Here is a 16,406-nt window from a genome sequence, read left to right as displayed (position 1 = left end):
CTGACGGGCTGCGTTCAGGCGCCCTTGAGCGGTTGCGGCTGCGCGGCGAAGCCGGCATGGACCGCGTCGGCATAGGCTGCGAGGTCGATGTCGTTCTGCGTCAGGCCATTGGCGTCGTGGGTAGTGTAGGTAATGGTCACCCGGTTGTAGACATTGGACCACTCGGGATGATGGTTGCGCCTTTCCGCCATGATTGCCAGCTGCGTCATGAAGGCAAAGGCCTGCGGGAAATCCCGGAAGTGGAAGGTGCGGCTGATGGCGTCGCGCTGGCTATCGTGCGTCCAGTCGGGCAATGTCGCCAGCAGGGACGCGGCGCGGGTCGAATCGAGTTTTTCCATGGTGCCTCCTTGTCGGGCAAAACGGCGGCGCCGGTATTGGCGTCGTGCGCATGCATTGGGATTCGTTGTCAGATCCGTTTTCCGGCCCGGCGTTGCAGGCCGGGCAGCAAGCAAAATCATATGCCAGGCATACCGGAATATTATTCCCGCTTCTTCCGTAAATCCTGCCGCAGAGTGCGGCGCATTCCTGCAATGGATGAATGCCGGAAGATTTTTCCTTCGCCCTCCCATTAACGCGTTTCCACGCAGGATTCCGGCTGCGGCCTGCGCCTGCCTCCTGCCATGCCAGGCTGGCACGGGCTGCCCTCGCGTCCAAGGCGGCGGGCAAAAAAAAACGCGCCCGAAGGCGCGTTCAGGCTGGCGGCATGCCGGGCTACTGCACTTCCAGCACGCCGCGGCGGATCTGGTCGCGTTCCAGCGATTCGAACAGCGCCTTGAAGTTGCCTTCGCCGAATCCCTCGTCGCCCTTGCGCTGGATGAACTCGAAGAACACCGGGCCAAGCACCGGCTGCGAGAAGATCTGCAGCAGCAGGCGCTTCTCGCCGCCCGTGGTGCTGCCGTCGAGCAGGATGCCGCGGGTCTGCAGTTCCGACACCTGCTCGCCGTGGCCCGGCAGACGGCTCTCGAGCATCTCGTAATAGGTCGCCGGCGGCGCGGTATTGAGCGGCACGCCGGCCATCTTCAGTTGGTCCAGCGTCGACACCAGGTCGTCGGTGATCAGGGCGATATGCTGTATGCCCTCGCCGTTGAACTGCATCAGGAATTCCTCGATCTGGCCGCCGCCCTGCTTCGATTCCTCGTTCAGCGGAATGCGGATCTTGCCGTCGGGCGCGGTCATCGCCTTGGACGTCAGGCCGGTATATTCGCCGGAAATGTCGAAGTAGCGGATCTCGCGGAAGTTGAACAGCTTCTCGTAAAAGCCGGCCCAGTACGACATGCGGCCGCGATAGACATTGTGCGTCAGGTGATCGATCAGCTTCAGCCCGTGGCCGCGCGGATGGCGGTCCACGCCTTCCAGGAATTCGAAGTCGATGTCATAGATCGACTTGCCTTCCTCGTAACGGTCGATCAGGTAAAGCGGCGCGCCGCCGATGCCCTTGACCGCAGGCAGCCGCAACTCCATCGGTCCGGTCGGAATGTCCACCGGCTGGGCGCCGAGCGCCAGCGCTGCCTTGTAGGCCTTGTGCGCATCCTTCACGCGAAACGCCATGCCGCAGGCGGACGGACCGTGCTCCGCTGCGAAATACGAGGCGATGCTGTTGGGCTCGTTGTTGATGATGAAGTTGATCTCGCCCTGCCGGTACAGCACCACATCCTTGGAACGATGCCGGGCAACCCTGGTGAAGCCCATCATCTCGAATACCGGTTCCAGCACATTCGGCGTGGGCGAGGCGAACTCGACGAATTCGAAGCCCATAAGGCCCATGGGATTGTCAAACAGATCGGACATGGCGGTTTCCTGAAAAGAGAGTTGGTCGGTCGGGCGCGACGGTTTTTGCGCATGCCCGGCGGCGGCGATCAATCCCATAAGTGTAGGATGTATACCGCGCATTTTTTGCGCAATTTTGCTGCTATATTGGCTTGTTGATGCACAAATTTCGCGCCATTATTGATATTCAGGAGAAATTTTGACGACAATCACCGTAGACCGATTCGATGTCGAATTGCTGGCCAGCCTGCAGCGCGACGGCAAGGCCACCAACAGCGCGCTCGGGGAAAAGGTTCACCTGTCGACATCGCAGGTCAGCCGCCGCATCCAGCGCCTCGAAGAATCCGGCGTGATCAGCCAGTTCGCCGCCATACTCGACCCGGACATCCTTGGCTTGGGCGTGATCGCCTTCACCTCGGTGACCCTCGAGCGGCATGGCGAAGCGCGCAGCGAGGCATTCGAAAGCGCGGTGGCGGACATGCCGGAAGTGCTGGAATGCCTTTCCGTGACGGGCGAGGCGGACTATGTGCTGCGCGTGCTGGCGCCCGACCTGGCCTCGTTTTCCAGCTTCATGATGAAGCGCCTGCTGCGCCTGCCGGGGGTGGCGAACGTGAAATCCAACATCGCGCTCAAGAAGATCAAGCAGACGCATGTGCTGCCGCTGGACCATATCAAGCAGCCGGAACAGGCCAGTCCGAAGCTGGTTTATTCAAGCCAGGGGTAGCCGGAGGACGGTGGCCTTGCCTAAACATAAACAGGCTTAAACAGGAGCGGTTACGGTAAAACTACGCTTTTTCCGCAGAAACCTCTCGAAAAAACTGATGTTGTCTAGTGCTATAGTCGGCCCCATTGGCTCCTGGCGCACGCTGGAGCGGCGCTTCCGCGCGGCGGTGCTTCCGGCATCGCGCCATCCTCCTCCAACCCTTAACAGTCAGGCTAGCAAACATGGACTTCACCAATCCCGCATTCTGGATGGCGGTGCTGCAGATCGTCGCCATCGATATCGTTCTCGGCGGCGACAACGCCGTGGTCATCGGACTGGCATGCCGCCGTCTCCCCGAACGCCAGCGCAAGCTCGGCATCATCTGGGGCATGGCCGGCGCCATCGGCCTGCGCGTCGTGCTGATCCTGTTCGCAGTCACCCTGCTCGCCGTGCCTTATCTGAAGCTGGTCGGTGCTGCCCTCCTGCTCTGGATCGGCATCAAGCTGCTGCTGCCCGAGCAGGAAGATGGCCATAACATCGAAGCCGGCACCACGCTTGCCGCGGCCATCAAGACCATTATCGTGGCCGACGCGGTCATGAGCCTGGACAACGTGATCGCCATTGCAGGCGCCGCCGGCGACAGCAAATTCCTGATCATCTTCGGCCTGCTGCTGAGCATCCCGATCATCATGCTGGGCAGCCAGTTGGTGATCAAGCTGATGGACCGCTTTCCCATCGTCATCGTGCTGGGCGGCGCCCTGCTGGGCTGGATCGCCGGCGGTATGGTGGTCACCGACGTCGCCACCAAGGACTGGGTTGCCGCCAACATGCCGACCGCCACTTGGATCGGACCGGTAGTGGGTGCGATACTGGTGGTCGTTGTCGGCAAGATGCTGGCGGCGCGCGCCCAGGCCCGCGTCCCGGCAATGGAAGACCTGGCTGCATCGCACGACAAGCCTTCCGCCAGTTCCGGCAACAAGTAAGACAACGTAAGAACATGACAAGGCGTGCGACAGCACGCCTTTCCTTGCTTGTAACGACTCACTACTGCGGAGAAGATCGATGCTGAAAATACTGTTGGCCATAGACGGATCGGAAAATGCCCTGCGCGCCGTTTCCTACCTCATCAAGCGCGCCACCGCGGCCAAGGACCAGTACCAGGTGTCGCTGGTCAATGTGCAGTATCCGCTGCATGGCACCGTTGCCTCCTTCATCAACGGAGCGCAGGTCAAGCAGTATCACCACGATGAAGGCACGAAGGCGCTGGCGCCTGCGCAAGCCCTGCTGGACGGCGCCGGCATTGCCCATACCGAGCACCTGTTCGTGGGCGAGCCGGCTGAAGTGATTTCCCGCTTCGCGCGCGAGAACGGCTGCGACGAAATCGTGATCGGCAATCGCGGCCTCGGCAATATCGGCAGCCTGCTGGTCGGCTCGGTGGCAAGCAAGATCATTCACCTGTCGGAAGTGCCGGTTGTGCTGGTGAAGTAAAATCCCGCCGCAGCGGCCGGTTTCCCGGCCGCATCACCGGAGATTGCCATGCAAGCCAGCCCGCCCGAACCCGCTCGTCTCATCGTAGGCATCAGCGGCGCTTCCGGCGTCATTTACGGCGTACGCATGCTGCAGATGCTGCGAACGCTGGGCGTGGAAACCCATCTGGTCATGAGCAAGTCCGCCCAGCTCACCCTCACCCATGAAACCGATTTGAGCGTTGCCGAGGTCAAGGCCCTGGCCGACGTCACCTATTCCAATACCGATATCGGCGCCGCCATTGCCAGTGGCTCGTTTCGCGTCAGCGGCATGGTCATCGCGCCGTGCTCGATCAAGACCCTGTCGGAAATCGCCAGCGGCATCACCGGCAGCCTGCTCTCCCGCGCCGCCGACGTGACCCTCAAGGAACGGCGCCGCCTGGTGCTGATGCTGAGGGAAACCCCGCTGCACCTAGGCCACCTGCGCAGCATGGTGGCAGTCACCGAAGCCGGCGCCATCGTCAGCCCGCCGGTGCCGGCCTTTTACGCCAGGCCGGCATCGATCGACGAGATGGTCGACCACAGCGTCGGACGGGTGCTCGACCTGTTCGGCATCGAGTCGGGCGCGGTGCGGCGCTGGAATCCGGGCAGCGACACCGTTGCCTGATCGCGCAGGAAAACCCCCATGAAAAAACCCCGCCTCCGGTAAGGAAGGCGGGGTTTTTAATTTGCCTGTGCAGGCTTGCGTGCCTTAGACGGTGGCAGGCGCGCTCGGTGCGATCGGGCCGGAAGTGGACTGTCGCTTCTCCGGCACGCCGTATTTCGGCGGACGCGGCTCGCCGCCGGACATGATGTCCTTCACCTGGTCGGAATCCAGGGTTTCCCATTCCAGCAGCGCGTTGGTCATCACTTCCACTTTCTCGCGATTGGCTTCCAGCAGACTGCGGGCCAGAGCGTACTGGCGGTCCAGGATGCTGCGGATTTCCTCGTCCACCTTCTGCTGGGTTTCCTCGGAAATGCTGGGCGCGGACATACCGCCCATGCCCTGGTCGTCGTCCACATACACCATGGTGCCCAGCGCCTCGGACATGCCATAGCGCGTCACCATTGCGCGCGCCAGCTTGGTTGCACGCTCGAAGTCGTTGGAAGCTCCGGTCGACATCTGGTGCATGAACAACTCTTCCGCGATGCGCCCGCCGAACAGGATGGCGATGTCTTCCAGCATCTTGTCCTTGTACATGTTGACGCGGTCATGCTCGGGCAGCTGCCAGGTCAGGCCCAGGGCAAAGCCACGCGGCATGATGGTGACCTTGTGGACCGGGTCCGCCTTCGGCAGCAGGGCGGCGATCACGGCATGGCCGGACTCGTGGTAAGCCGTGTTGCGGCGCTCTTCCTCGCGCATCACGGCCGACTTGCGCTCCGGACCCATGATGATCTTGTCCTTGGCGTCCTCGAAGTCCTGCATGTCGACGATCTGCTTGTTGCGGCGTGCCGCAAACAAGGCTGCCTCGTTCACCAGGTTTGCCAGCTCGGCGCCGGAAAAACCCGGCGTGCCGCGGGCCAGCACATGGGCCTGCACGTCCTTGGAGATCGGCACCTTGCGCATGTGCACGTTCAGCACCTGCTCGCGTCCGCGTATGTCCGGCAAGCCGACCATCACCTGGCGGTCGAAACGCCCCGGACGCAGCAGCGCCTTGTCCAGCACGTCCGCGCGGTTGGTCGCCGCGATCACGATCACACCCGAGTTGGGCTCGAAGCCGTCCATTTCGACCAGCATCTGGTTCAGCGTCTGCTCACGCTCGTCATTGCCGCCGCCCATGCCATTGCCGCGCTGGCGGCCAACGGCGTCGATCTCGTCGATGAAGATGATGCAGGGCGCATGCTGCTTGGCATTCTGGAACATGTCGCGCACCCGGGAAGCGCCGACACCGACGAACATCTCGACGAAGTCGGAGCCCGAGATGGTGAAGAACGGCACCCGCGCCTCGCCTGCAATCGCCCTCGCCAGCAGGGTTTTACCGGTGCCCGGCGGGCCAACCATCAGCACGCCGTGTGGCACATGGCCGCCGAGCTGCTGGAAGCGGCTGGGGTCGCGCAGGAAGTCGACGATTTCGCCGACCTCTTCCTTCGCCTCATCGCAGCCAGCCACGTCGGCAAAGGTCACCTGGTTTGATTTCTCATCCAGCATGCGGGCCTTGGATTTGCCTACCGACAGCATGCCGCCCATGCCGCCCTTGCCCTGCGACTTCTTCATGAAGAAGATCCAGACGCCGATCAGCAGCAGCATCGGGAACCAGGAAATGAAGATCTGGGCCAGGAAGGAAGGCGGTTCCGGATTCTTGACATCGAACTTCACGTCGTTGTTCATCAGGTCGCCGATCAGGCCACGGTCCAGTTCCGTCGTGGTGGAACGCAGCACCGCGCCGCTGTTGGTCACCGCGGTAATCTTGCGGCCCTCGATAGTGGCTTCCTTGATATTGCCTGCCTTGATCTGGGCCAGCATCTCCGAATAAGGCGTGGCCTTGCCGGCGCCGACCTTTTCATCGCTGTCGATCTGGCCAAACGCGATGACCAGCATGAACATGATCGCTGCCCATATCGCGCCTTGAGAGTAATTTCTATTCACTCGGATTCCTTGTCGTAAATAATTTACCGGCTTTCCCAAGGCACGCCGTCATGAAAGACGGTATGAGCCCAGGCACTTGCCAATACACGCACCATAAGGGAATGAAGCCCCTTTTAAAACCGATGTTTTCAGCGAGATACCTTCGAAAAAAGCGCTGCAAAACATGTCGACCCGCGTCAGTGGCCCGGTTGGCAAGCAACACCGTGCCCTTGGTCGACGTCGTTACACCGCAATTACACCAGAATTTGCGCCGTATGCTTTGATCTGTGGTCGCTACCCGCAATTTAAAGAGCGATTACGCTGACTTTTATGCGTTTTAGATGCCAATTAACGGAAAAAGCATTGGTCTTTTTATAAAAGACGCGCCAATTCGGAAAAATGCTTCGTGGGCGAGCGCGAAGGTGGACCCGAATGCTGGCCGACAGAATGGCCAACGGCCACCGATTTCGATGCCAGCCGCCGTGTTGCACTGGATGGCGCCGTTGCAGCGCGCGGATCGGTGGGGAGTTGCTTCAGGCAGCGCTTGCAGGCTTACCAATGCCTTGGCGATACCTGGAACGATTCCCTTTCCAGCCGCCCCATCAGTTCGGCAGCGACATCGGGTGGTGCGACCGCGCTTTCCTTCCGGATACGGTAGACATCGCGCGGCAGTGCGCCTCCGAATGCGGGATTGGGCGTGACCAGCCAGCGTTCCAGCCAGGCCTTCGCATCCAGCCTGTCTGCACAGCCGGCCGAATCGATCCTGGCGCGAACCTCGGCCAGCAGCTGGAGAAACCGGACATCATCCTCAAGTACAACCGAAGCTCTGTTCACATCAGTCTCCTTAGAATCGCAACGAACCAGGCCAGGGCGTCGAGCGCACATGGCCAGAGCAAGCGGATTGAGGCAGCCTGTGGGGTTCGTTTGTCTCCCGCCAGCTGGGTGTAGCAACCGTTGGCGTTATTAAATTAAAGATGATGCAAGCGCAATGCCTTATCAAACGTGGGCATTGCAGTCGGCTGTTCGGCTGCGCGGCAGTGACAACCGTTTCTGGTATAGCCGGCGCCTGGCAGGCAGGTCGCCGGCGGCAAGTCAGTGCAGAGTAGGCATTCTGTCGTCGGTGCGGGGCAGTACGCCCTGCTCGTTCAACATCAGCAGGGGCGTGCCGTCGAGGTCGCAGCCATCGCTCAGGAAAGCCATCAGTATTTCGTCATCGCTCAATTGCGCGTCATAGATGTCGTCGTCAACTTCGTCGATCACGCGGTGGTCGGCAAAGGGGAAAACAGCAACGGTCTCATTTGTGTTCATGCCAGATCCGGGTAAAAACGCTTTTAAACAGAATAGCGATTTTCATGAATCCCCGCCAGCGTACACGCGCCAAACATGGCACTGAAACGCGCTCACTGTTGTATATCCGGTGAAGCTTTCCAGCAATCATTAGCGACAGGAAATTATGCATTAACTATGGGTTAATAATTTATTGTTACCTTCTCGATAGTGCCTTTGGAGCCTATGCCCTGGCCCGCACTTCCATGATCTCGTACTCGATTGCTTCCCGATAAATATTCTTGTCCCGCGTGGCGAGATGCAGAAGCAACTCCGGGGCACGCCTGCGTATGAGTCTTGGAATCAGCACGCCAATCAGCACGAGACCTAGGCCAGCCCATAGGTAGCCGGAAATGCCGAGCGCCACGCCAATGCCCAGCACCGGCAGCAGCAAAAGCTTGATCCAGAGCCGATGCTGAACATACTTGGGGGCGAGCGCCGGGTTGATGATGACGCGAAAGCGTCCATGGGGAAGTCCGGCGCGGAATTCTTCATGCGAGACATTGACCGTCTCGAATGTGGGTTCATTGTTGTCGCTCATGCAGCGTGTCTCCTGTTGTCCGCAAATGCTACCTGCTTTGCGTAACGAGGTCGAGACTGCACGGGGATGGGTAGGCGGCGGACGGGGGCTGCCTGCACCCCGTCCGCGATGCAGGCTCAGGACTGCGATTGCGCAATCTGATGATTCGACATCATTTCAATGGCCTGGCACAGGGCCGAGTGATCGAGTCCGCTCATGCCATGCGCGGCGCAGGAATTCATTAGCTCCTGCGCAGTCGCGGTATTGGGCAATGAGACGCCCAGGGCCTTGGCGCCCTGCAGTGCCAGGTTCAGGTCCTTCTGATGCAGCTCGATGCGGAAGCCCGGATTGAAGGTGCGCTTGACCATGCGCTCGCCATGCACTTCCAGGATGCGCGAGGAGGCAAAGCCGCCCATCAGGGCCTCGCGCACCTTGGCCGGGTCGGCGCCGGCCTTGGACGCGAACAGCAGCGCTTCGGCCACCGCCTGGATATTCAGCGCCACGATGATCTGGTTGGCAACCTTGGTTGTCTGGCCGTCGCCGTTGCCGCCGACCAGCGTGATGTTCTTGCCCATCAGTTCAAAGAGCGGCTTGACGATGCCGAATGCCTCCTTCGAACCGCCGACCATGATGGTCAGCGTCGCCGCCTTTGCGCCGACCTCGCCGCCCGACACCGGTGCATCGAGGTATTCGCAGCTCAAGGCATTAATGCGCTGGGCAAAGGTCTTGGTGGCGATCGGCGAGATCGAGCTCATGTCCACAACGATCTTGCCCGGCGTAAGGCCCTTGGCCACGCCGTCCTCGTCAAACAGTACCGCTTCCACATGCGGCGTGTCCGGCACCATCACGATGATGACGTCCGCGCGCTTGGCCACCTCGGTAGCCGACGTGCACACCGTTGCGCCGCCTTCGATCAGTGAGGCCGGCGGATTCTTTCTGTCGTGCAGGTAAAGCTTGTGCCCGCCAGCCTGCAGGTTGGCCGCCATTGGCGCGCCCATGATGCCCAGTCCGATGAATCCGATTTTTGTCATGCTCATTCTCCGTGTTCGTGTTCAGTATGCAATCCGTCCCGTTCGTGCAGCGAGGGTCACAGGCCGTGTTCGGCGCGCCAGCCCAGGCCTTCCAGGGTGCCCGCCCTGGGCTTGTATTCGCATCCGACCCAGCCGTCGTAACCCATGGCATCCAGCCTCGACAGCACCACCCGGTAATTGATCTCACCGGTGCCGGGCTCGAAACGTCCGGGGTTGTCCGCGAGCTGCACATGGCGTATCAGCGGCAGGTTGGCCTGCATGGTGTTGATCAGCTCGCCTTCCATCCGCTGCATGTGGTAGATGTCATATTGAATGAATACATTATCCGAGCCGGTGTCGCGAATCAGCTTGGCCGCCTGCGCGGTGCGCGACAGGAAGAAGCCCGGAATGTCGAAGGTATTGATCGGCTCGATCAGCAGGCGTATTCCGGCTTCCTGGAGCTTGCCGGCCGCATAGCTAAGATTGTCCACCGCGGTCTCGTGCGCCTGCTCCCGATGCACACCTGGCGGCGTGATGCCAAGCAGGCAGTTCACCTGCTTCACGCCGAGCCCGCGGGCATAAAGCATGGCTTCGTCCACACCCTCGCGGAATTCACTGACCCGGTCGGGATGGCAGGCGATTCCGCGCTCGCCGGCGTCCCAGTCGCCGGACGGCAGGTTGTGCAATACCAGTTCAAGCTGGTACAGCGCGAGCTTGTCGGCCAGCTGGTCGATGTGGAACGAGTAGGGCGACAGAAATTCGACGCCGCGAAAGCCCGCGCGGGCGGCAGCTTCGAAGCGGTCCATGAAGGGATATTCATTGAACAGCATCGTCAGGTTGGCTGCGAGTCTTGTCATTATTAGTCTCCTGTCCTTCATGCGTCTTCGAATGGCACCGCGGAGGTTGGCGCATGCCGGCGCTCGGTCGCGATCTCTTCGAATTCATTGACGTTGTTCAGCTCGGTGCCCATGGCGATATTGGTCACGCGCTCCAGGATGATCTCCACCACCACTGGCACCCTGAATTCCTCCATCCATTTCTGGGCCTGCTCGAATGCGGCCGGGATGTCATCCGGCTGCGTGACACGCACCGCCTTGCAGCCCAGGCCCTCGACGACCGCGACATGGTCGACGCCGTAGCCGTTCAGTTCCGGCGCATTGATGTTCTCGAAGGAGAGCTGCACGCAGAAGTCCATGTCGAAATTGCGTTGCGCCTGCCGGATAAGGCCAAGATAGGAGTTGTTGACCACCACGTGCAGATACGGCAGGTGGAACTGGGCGCCAACGGCAAGTTCCTCGATCATGAACTGGAAGTCGTAGTCGCCGGAAATGGCGACCACCTTGCGTTGCGGATCGGCGGCGCAGACGCCCAGCGCAGCAGGGATGGTCCAGCCCAGCGGGCCCGCCTGTCCACAGTTGATCCAGTGCCGCGGCTTGTACACGTGCAGGAATTGCGCTGCTGCGATCTGCGACAAGCCGATGGTGCTGACATAACAGGTGTCGCGGCCGAATGCCTTGTTCATCTCTTCATAAACCCGTTGCGGCTTGATCGGCGCCTGGTCGAAATGGGTGCGGCGCTGCATGGTGCGCTTGCGATGCAGGCACTGCTCGACCCAGGCGCTGCGGTCACGCAGCTTGCCCTGTGCCTTCCATTCCCTTGCCACTTCGATGAACAGCTTCAGCGCGGCGCCCGCGTCGGAGACGATGCCATAGTCCGGGCCGAACACGCGGCCAATCTGGGTGGGCTCGATATCGACGTGAACGAACTTGCGGTCCTTGGTGAAGACGTCGACCGAACCGGTGTGACGGTTGGCCCAGCGATTGCCTATGCCCAGCACAAAGTCCGACGCCAGCATGGTGGCGTTGCCATAGCGATGGCTGGTCTGCAGGCCGGCCATGCCGGCCATCAGCCGGTGGTCGTCCGGAATCACGCCCCAGCCCATCAGGGTAGGAACGACCGGCACGCCGGTCAGCTCGGCAAATTCCACCAGCAATTCGGATGCATTGGCATTGATGATGCCGCCGCCGGCCGTGATCAGCGGCCGCTCGGCTTCGTTGAACATGGCGAGCGCCTTCTCGATCTGTGCGCGACTGGCTTTCGGCTTGTAGACTTCCAGCGGCTCGTAGGTGTCGGGATCGAATTCGATCTCGCCCATCTGCACATCGAATGGCAGATCGATAAGCACCGGGCCCGGGCGGCCTGAGCGCATCAGGTGAAAGGCCTGCTGGAACACGCGTGGCACCAGCGCCGGCTCGCGCACGGTGACTGCCCATTTCGTTACCGGCTTGGCGATGGATTCGATATCGACGGCCTGGAAGTCTTCCTTGTGCAGGCGGGCGCGTGGCGCCTGGCCGGTGATGCAGAGGATCGGGATCGAATCGGCCTGTGCGGAATACAGGCCGGTGATCATGTCGGTTCCGGCTGGACCAGAAGTGCCTATGCACACCCCGATGTTGCCGGGCACGGCACGGGTATAGCCCTCAGCCATATGGGACGCGCCCTCAACGTGGCGCGCGAGATGATGCGCTATGCCGCCCTGCTTTTTCATTGCCGCATAAAACGGATTGATTGCGGCGCCCGGTACGCCAAACACCTGGGTGATGCCTTCCTTCTCAAGCACGTGAGCCGCTGCCTGTGCTGCCGTCATCCTTGCCATGATTAGTCTCCAATGTTTTAGCTTGCATGCGAAATCGAAAATCACTGAAAGGCATGGTAGCCATAAAGGCACGTCGCGATAAGACGACGAAACGTCGCTTTACTCGATACTCACGGTATGGAACAATCCTCGGCCATGGACAAGCTAAAGCAGATCGAAACGTTCATCGAGGTCGCCGAGAAAGGCAGCCTGGCACGCGCCGGCCTTGCGCAGAAGATCAGTCCCGCGATGCTGGGCCGGCGCATCGATGCACTTGAGAAGCGATTGGGCGTCAAGCTGATGCACCGTACCACGCGGCATCTGACGCTGACCGAAGAAGGCAATGCCTACTTGGAACAATGCATACGCTTGCTGAGCGATCTCGACAAGGCGGAACAGACGATCGCGGAAGGCAGGCACAAGGCCACCGGGCATCTGGTGGTTTCCGCGCCAGCCGCCTTCGGGCGCAAGCATGTGGCCTCGCACGCGCCGGAATTCGTGCGCACCAATCCCGAAGTCAGGCTCTCATTCAACCTCACCGACCAGGTCGTCGACCTTGTGCGCGAAGGCTACGACCTCGGGGTACGCATCGGCGGCACTATCGACCCGAGCTTCGTGGCTATCAAGCTTGCCAGCAACCGGCGAGTGGTATGCGGCACGCCCGAGTACTTCGCGCGCCATGGCACGCCAACCACGCTGGAAGACTTGGCCAAGCACAACTGCCTGGCATTCAACCTTCAGGGCGGACAGAACCGCGGCTGGTATTTCCAGAAAGGGGGCAAGCCGGTGACGGTCAAGGTAGACGGCAATCTCGACTGCAATGACGGCGAGCTGCTGCACAGCTGGGCCAGCGAAGGCCTGGGCGTGGGCTGGCGCTCCACATGGGAGATACAGTCCCAGCTTGCCAGCGGCCAGTTGATCACCGTGCTGGATGAGTTCGCGCTGCCGGATTACGACATCATGGCGGTGTATCCGCAGCAAAGGCATCTGCCGATCCGGGTCAGGCTGTTCATCGACATGCTGAAGCAGAAATACGCGCAGCCGGATTACTGGCTGCGCGTGTGAGGCTGGCATAAGCGTCGGCTTGGCCGCATCGGCATGCGCTGTCGAAGCAATTGCGAATGGCTCGAATTCCGTAGGGTGCAATCCCCGAAGGGCATTGCACCATGCCTGCAAGAACCGGACGGTAGCTAATGCCCCTGATCCACCGCCCGGCGCTGGTCGACGGTCCGGTGGAAGCCCCCGGGGTATTTCACCCTACCAGGTCTACAAACAAAAACGCCGGCCCGTTTTGCGGACCAGCGTTTTTTCTTGAAGAAGACGCCTACTCCACCGCCTTGACCATGTCCTCGATCACCTTCTTCGCATCGCCAAACACCATCATGGTCTTGTCCATGTAGAACAGCTCGTTGTCCAGGCCCGCATAGCCCGCCGCCATCGAACGCTTGTTCACGATTACCGTCTTGGCCTTGTACGCCTCCAGGATCGGCATGCCCGCGATCGGCGACTTCGGGTCCTTCGCCGCCGGATTCACCACGTCGTTGGCACCCAGCACCAGCACCACGTCGGCCTGACCAAACTCGCTGTTGATGTCCTCCATCTCGAACACCTGGTCGTACGGCACTTCGGCTTCGGCCAGCAGCACGTTCATGTGCCCCGGCATGCGCCCCGCCACCGGGTGGATCGCATATTTCACCGTCACGCCCTTGTGGGTCAGCTTCTCGGTCAGCTCCTTCAACGCATGCTGCGCCCGCGCCACCGCCAGGCCGTAGCCCGGCACGATGATCACCGTCTCGGCATTGCCCATCAGGAAGGCCGCATCGTCCGCCGAGCCCGACTTCACGTTGCGCTGCTGCTGCGCGCCGCCGCCCGCCGCCGCTGCCTCGCCGCCGAAGCCGCCCAGGATCACGTTGAAGAACGACCGGTTCATCGCCTTGCACATGATGTAGGACAGGATCGCGCCGGAGGACCCCACCAGCGAGCCGGCAATGATCAGCATCGAGTTGTTCAGCGAGAAGCCGATGCCCGCCGCCGCCCAGCCGGAATAGCTGTTCAGCATCGACACCACCACCGGCATGTCCGCGCCGCCGATCGGGATGATGATCAGCACGCCCAGCACGAAGGCGATCGCCGTCATCAGGATGAAGGGCGTCCAGTCCTGCGTCATCGTGAACACGATGCCCAACCCGATCATCAGCACCGCCAGCACCAGGTTGACCATGTGCTGCCCCGGAAAGCTCACCGGCGCACCCTGGAACAGCCGGAACTTGTACTTGCCGGCCAGCTTGCCGAACGCAATCACCGAGCCCGAGAAGGTGATCGCGCCCACGAAGGTGCCGATGAACAGCTCGATGCGGTTGCCGATCGGGATCGGCTGGTTGTGCGCCGAGATGCCGAAGGCCCAGGGCTCGGAGACCGCCGCCACCGCAATGGCCACTGCCGCCAGGCCGATCAGCGAGTGCATCGCCGCCACCAGTTCCGGCATCTTGGTCATCTCGACCCGCCTGGCCAGGGTCGCGCCGATCACGCCGCCGGCCACCACGCCCACCAGCACGCCCCACATGCCCAGCCCGGTGCCGGACGCGGCTTCCTGCTGCAGCTTGATCATCAGCATGATGGTCGTGAGCGTGGCAATGGCCATGCCGGTCATGCCGAAGGTGTTGCCGCGGCGCGCCGTGGACGGATGCGACAGGCCCTTCAGGGCCTGGATGAAGCACACTGATGCGATCAGGTACAGCATTGTCACCAGGTTCATCGATACGAAGGCCATGTTCATCATTTCGCGCCCTCCTTGGCCAGCGCCGGCGCGGCTTCTGCCGTCTTGACCGCCTTGGGCTCCTTCTTGCGGAACATCTCCAGCATGCGCTGGGTCACCAGAAAGCCGCCGAACACATTGACCGCGGCCAGCGCCACGGCCAGCACGCCCATGATTTGGCCAAGCCGGCCCTCGGTCAGGCCGGCCGCCAGCATCGCGCCGACGATGATGATGGCCGAGATCGCATTGGTGACGGCCATGAGCGGCGTATGCAGCGCCGGGGTGACCGTCCAGACCACGTGGTAGCCGACGTAGATGGCCAGCACGAAGATGATGAGGTTGATGATGGTGTGACTGACTTCCATGATGTCTCCGACCTTATTGTTTGCGAAGGATGTCGCCGCCGTGGCACAGCAGCGTGGCAGCAACGATTTCGTCTTCCCGGTTGATGGCAAGGCCGGCGTCCTGGTCGACGATGAGCTTCAAAAAGTCCAGCACATTGCGCGCATACAGCGCCGAGGCGTCTGCCGCGACCAGCGTGGCCAGGTTGGGCTCACCGATGATGTGCACGCCATACTTGGTCACCGTCTTGCCCAGCTCCGACAACGGGCAGTTGCCGCCCTGCTCGACGGCCATGTCGACGATCACCGAGCCGGGCTTCATCGCCTTGACGGTGTCTTCGCCGATCAGCACCGGGGCGCGGCGGCCGGGAATCAGGGCGGTGGTGATGATGATGTCGGCCTGTTTGGCGCGCTCATGCACCAGCTCGGCCTGGCGGCGCATCCAGTCGGCCGGCATCGGGCGGGCATAGCCGCCGCTGCCCTGGGCGATCTCGCGCTCCTCGTCGGTGAGGAAGGGCACGTCGATGAACTTCGCGCCCAGCGACTCGACCTGTTCCTTGACCGGCGGGCGCACGTCGGAGGCTTCGATCACGGCGCCGAGGCGCTTGGCCGTGGCGATGGCCTGCAGGCCGGCCACGCCCACGCCCATGATGAGCACGCGGGCGGCCTTGACGGTGCCGGCGGCGGTCATGAGCATGGGCATGAAGCGCTGGTAGGTATTGGCGGCGAGCATGACGGCCTTGTAGCCGGCGATGTTGGCCTGGGAAGACAGCACGTCCATGCTCTGGGCGCGGGTGATGCGGGGCGCGGCTTCGAGCGCGAAGGCGGAGAGACCGCGCTGGGCCATGACGGCGATGTTCTCGGCGTCGAAGGGATTCAACATGCCGATGACGACGGTGCCGGGGCGCAGCAGGCCGAGTTCCTCGGGGTTGGGGGCACGCACCTTGAGCACCATGTCGGCGCCGAAGGCATCGGCCGCGCTGCCGATCCGGGCGCCGGCGACGGCATAGGCCTCGTCGGTCACGCTGGAGCGGATGCCGGCGCCGGCCTCCACCACCAGCTCATGTTTGGCCGCCACCAGCTTCTTGACGGTCTCGGGGGTGGCGGCGACGCGCGTCTCCCCCTCCCTTGTTTCGATGGGAATGCCTATACGCATACAATCTTCCTGTAATTAAAGTAAAACCTTTACGCAGGCGCTAGCCAAGGCCCGGCAGCCGCACTCCATCTGCAACGCTCGCAGGAAGGACGCAAGTCGCCTGACTGCCTTGGCGCGGCGAC

Annotated in this window: 17 protein-coding genes; 5 read left to right on the top strand and 12 right to left on the bottom strand. The window is 61.7% G+C overall.

Annotated features, from left to right (window positions below):
* Window positions 1–14: 14 nt before the first annotated feature.
* Both ABC383_RS27550 and hppD read right to left on the bottom strand, forming a co-directional pair.
* Window positions 15–338 (bottom strand): 4a-hydroxytetrahydrobiopterin dehydratase, encoded by a 324-nt coding sequence (locus tag ABC383_RS27550; RefSeq protein ID WP_413019129.1) that lies wholly within the window; start codon window positions 336–338, stop codon window positions 15–17.
* A 373-nt stretch (window positions 339–711) separates the two neighbouring features.
* Window positions 712–1,788 (bottom strand): 4-hydroxyphenylpyruvate dioxygenase, encoded by a 1,077-nt coding sequence (gene hppD, locus ABC383_RS27545; RefSeq protein ID WP_413019128.1) that lies wholly within the window; start codon window positions 1,786–1,788, stop codon window positions 712–714.
* 178 nt (window positions 1,789–1,966) lie between these two features.
* Here hppD and ABC383_RS27540 point away from each other — a divergent pair, with 178 nt between their 5' ends.
* The 4 genes from ABC383_RS27540 (at window position 1,967) to ABC383_RS27525 (ending at window position 4,603) form a co-directional block, all read left to right on the top strand.
* Window positions 1,967–2,491, top strand: a complete 525-nt coding sequence (locus ABC383_RS27540; protein WP_413019126.1) for an Lrp/AsnC family transcriptional regulator — start codon at window positions 1,967–1,969, stop codon at window positions 2,489–2,491.
* Window positions 2,492–2,712: 221 nt separating this feature from the next.
* A complete protein-coding gene (locus tag ABC383_RS27535) occupies window positions 2,713–3,453 on the top strand; it encodes a TerC family protein (protein WP_413019124.1) in 741 nt (246 codons plus the stop codon).
* A 79-nt stretch (window positions 3,454–3,532) separates the two neighbouring features.
* Complete coding sequence (locus ABC383_RS27530; protein WP_413019122.1) at window positions 3,533–3,958, top strand: universal stress protein; 426 nt, start codon at window positions 3,533–3,535, stop codon at window positions 3,956–3,958.
* Window positions 3,959–4,006: 48 nt separating this feature from the next.
* Entirely contained in the window at window positions 4,007–4,603 is a 597-nt protein-coding gene (locus ABC383_RS27525) for a UbiX family flavin prenyltransferase (protein ID WP_413019120.1), read from the top strand.
* An 84-nt stretch (window positions 4,604–4,687) separates the two neighbouring features.
* Here the strand turns inward: ABC383_RS27525 and ftsH are convergent, their stop codons facing one another.
* The 7 genes from ftsH to gcl form a co-directional block, all read right to left on the bottom strand.
* Window positions 4,688–6,562 carry an ATP-dependent zinc metalloprotease FtsH gene (gene ftsH, locus ABC383_RS27520; protein WP_413019119.1) on the bottom strand — a complete coding sequence of 625 codons (1,875 nt, stop codon included), beginning with the start codon at window positions 6,560–6,562 and terminating at the stop codon, window positions 4,688–4,690.
* Between the two features lie 531 nt (window positions 6,563–7,093).
* Window positions 7,094–7,375 carry a hypothetical protein gene (locus tag ABC383_RS27515; protein WP_413019117.1) on the bottom strand — a complete coding sequence of 94 codons (282 nt, stop codon included), beginning with the start codon at window positions 7,373–7,375 and terminating at the stop codon, window positions 7,094–7,096.
* Between the two features lie 258 nt (window positions 7,376–7,633).
* Entirely contained in the window at window positions 7,634–7,849 is a 216-nt protein-coding gene (locus tag ABC383_RS27510) for a hypothetical protein (RefSeq protein ID WP_413019116.1), read from the bottom strand.
* Between the two features lie 202 nt (window positions 7,850–8,051).
* Window positions 8,052–8,408, bottom strand: a complete 357-nt coding sequence (locus tag ABC383_RS27505; RefSeq protein WP_413019115.1) for a hypothetical protein — start codon at window positions 8,406–8,408, stop codon at window positions 8,052–8,054.
* A gap of 116 nt (window positions 8,409–8,524) precedes the next feature.
* A complete protein-coding gene (glxR, locus tag ABC383_RS27500) occupies window positions 8,525–9,418 on the bottom strand; it encodes a 2-hydroxy-3-oxopropionate reductase (protein ID WP_413019113.1) in 894 nt (297 codons plus the stop codon).
* A 56-nt stretch (window positions 9,419–9,474) separates the two neighbouring features.
* Window positions 9,475–10,254: a hydroxypyruvate isomerase gene (gene hyi / locus ABC383_RS27495; protein ID WP_413019111.1), complete on the bottom strand. Its 780-nt coding sequence runs from the start codon at window positions 10,252–10,254 to the stop codon at window positions 9,475–9,477.
* A 17-nt stretch (window positions 10,255–10,271) separates the two neighbouring features.
* Window positions 10,272–12,053, bottom strand: coding sequence for a glyoxylate carboligase (gcl, locus tag ABC383_RS27490; protein ID WP_413019109.1), 1,782 nt, complete (start codon window positions 12,051–12,053; stop codon window positions 10,272–10,274).
* Between the two features lie 135 nt (window positions 12,054–12,188).
* Between gcl and ABC383_RS27485 the strand changes: the two genes are divergently transcribed.
* Window positions 12,189–13,097, top strand: coding sequence for a LysR family transcriptional regulator (locus tag ABC383_RS27485; protein ID WP_413019107.1), 909 nt, complete (start codon window positions 12,189–12,191; stop codon window positions 13,095–13,097).
* Between the two features lie 259 nt (window positions 13,098–13,356).
* Here ABC383_RS27485 and ABC383_RS27480 read toward each other — a convergent pair whose 3' ends face one another.
* Genes ABC383_RS27480 through ABC383_RS27470 form a run of 3 tightly spaced genes read right to left on the bottom strand, consistent with a single transcriptional unit; the run spans window position 13,357 to window position 16,284 of the window.
* Complete coding sequence (locus tag ABC383_RS27480; protein ID WP_413016327.1) at window positions 13,357–14,802, bottom strand: NAD(P)(+) transhydrogenase (Re/Si-specific) subunit beta; 1,446 nt, start codon at window positions 14,800–14,802, stop codon at window positions 13,357–13,359.
* A 5-nt stretch (window positions 14,803–14,807) separates the two neighbouring features.
* Window positions 14,808–15,152 (bottom strand): NAD(P) transhydrogenase subunit alpha part 2, encoded by a 345-nt coding sequence (locus tag ABC383_RS27475; protein ID WP_413019105.1) that lies wholly within the window; start codon window positions 15,150–15,152, stop codon window positions 14,808–14,810.
* Between the two features lie 13 nt (window positions 15,153–15,165).
* Entirely contained in the window at window positions 15,166–16,284 is a 1,119-nt protein-coding gene (locus ABC383_RS27470; RefSeq protein ID WP_413019103.1) for a Re/Si-specific NAD(P)(+) transhydrogenase subunit alpha, read from the bottom strand.
* Between the last annotated feature and the right edge of the window lie 122 nt (window positions 16,285–16,406).

Source organism: Noviherbaspirillum phoenicis (genome assembly GCF_047237965.1).
Taxonomy (GTDB): Bacteria; Pseudomonadota; Gammaproteobacteria; order Burkholderiales; family Burkholderiaceae_D; genus Noviherbaspirillum_A.
Note: the sequence above shows the minus strand (reverse complement) of the source record. Positions and strands in the feature narration are given on the sequence as shown.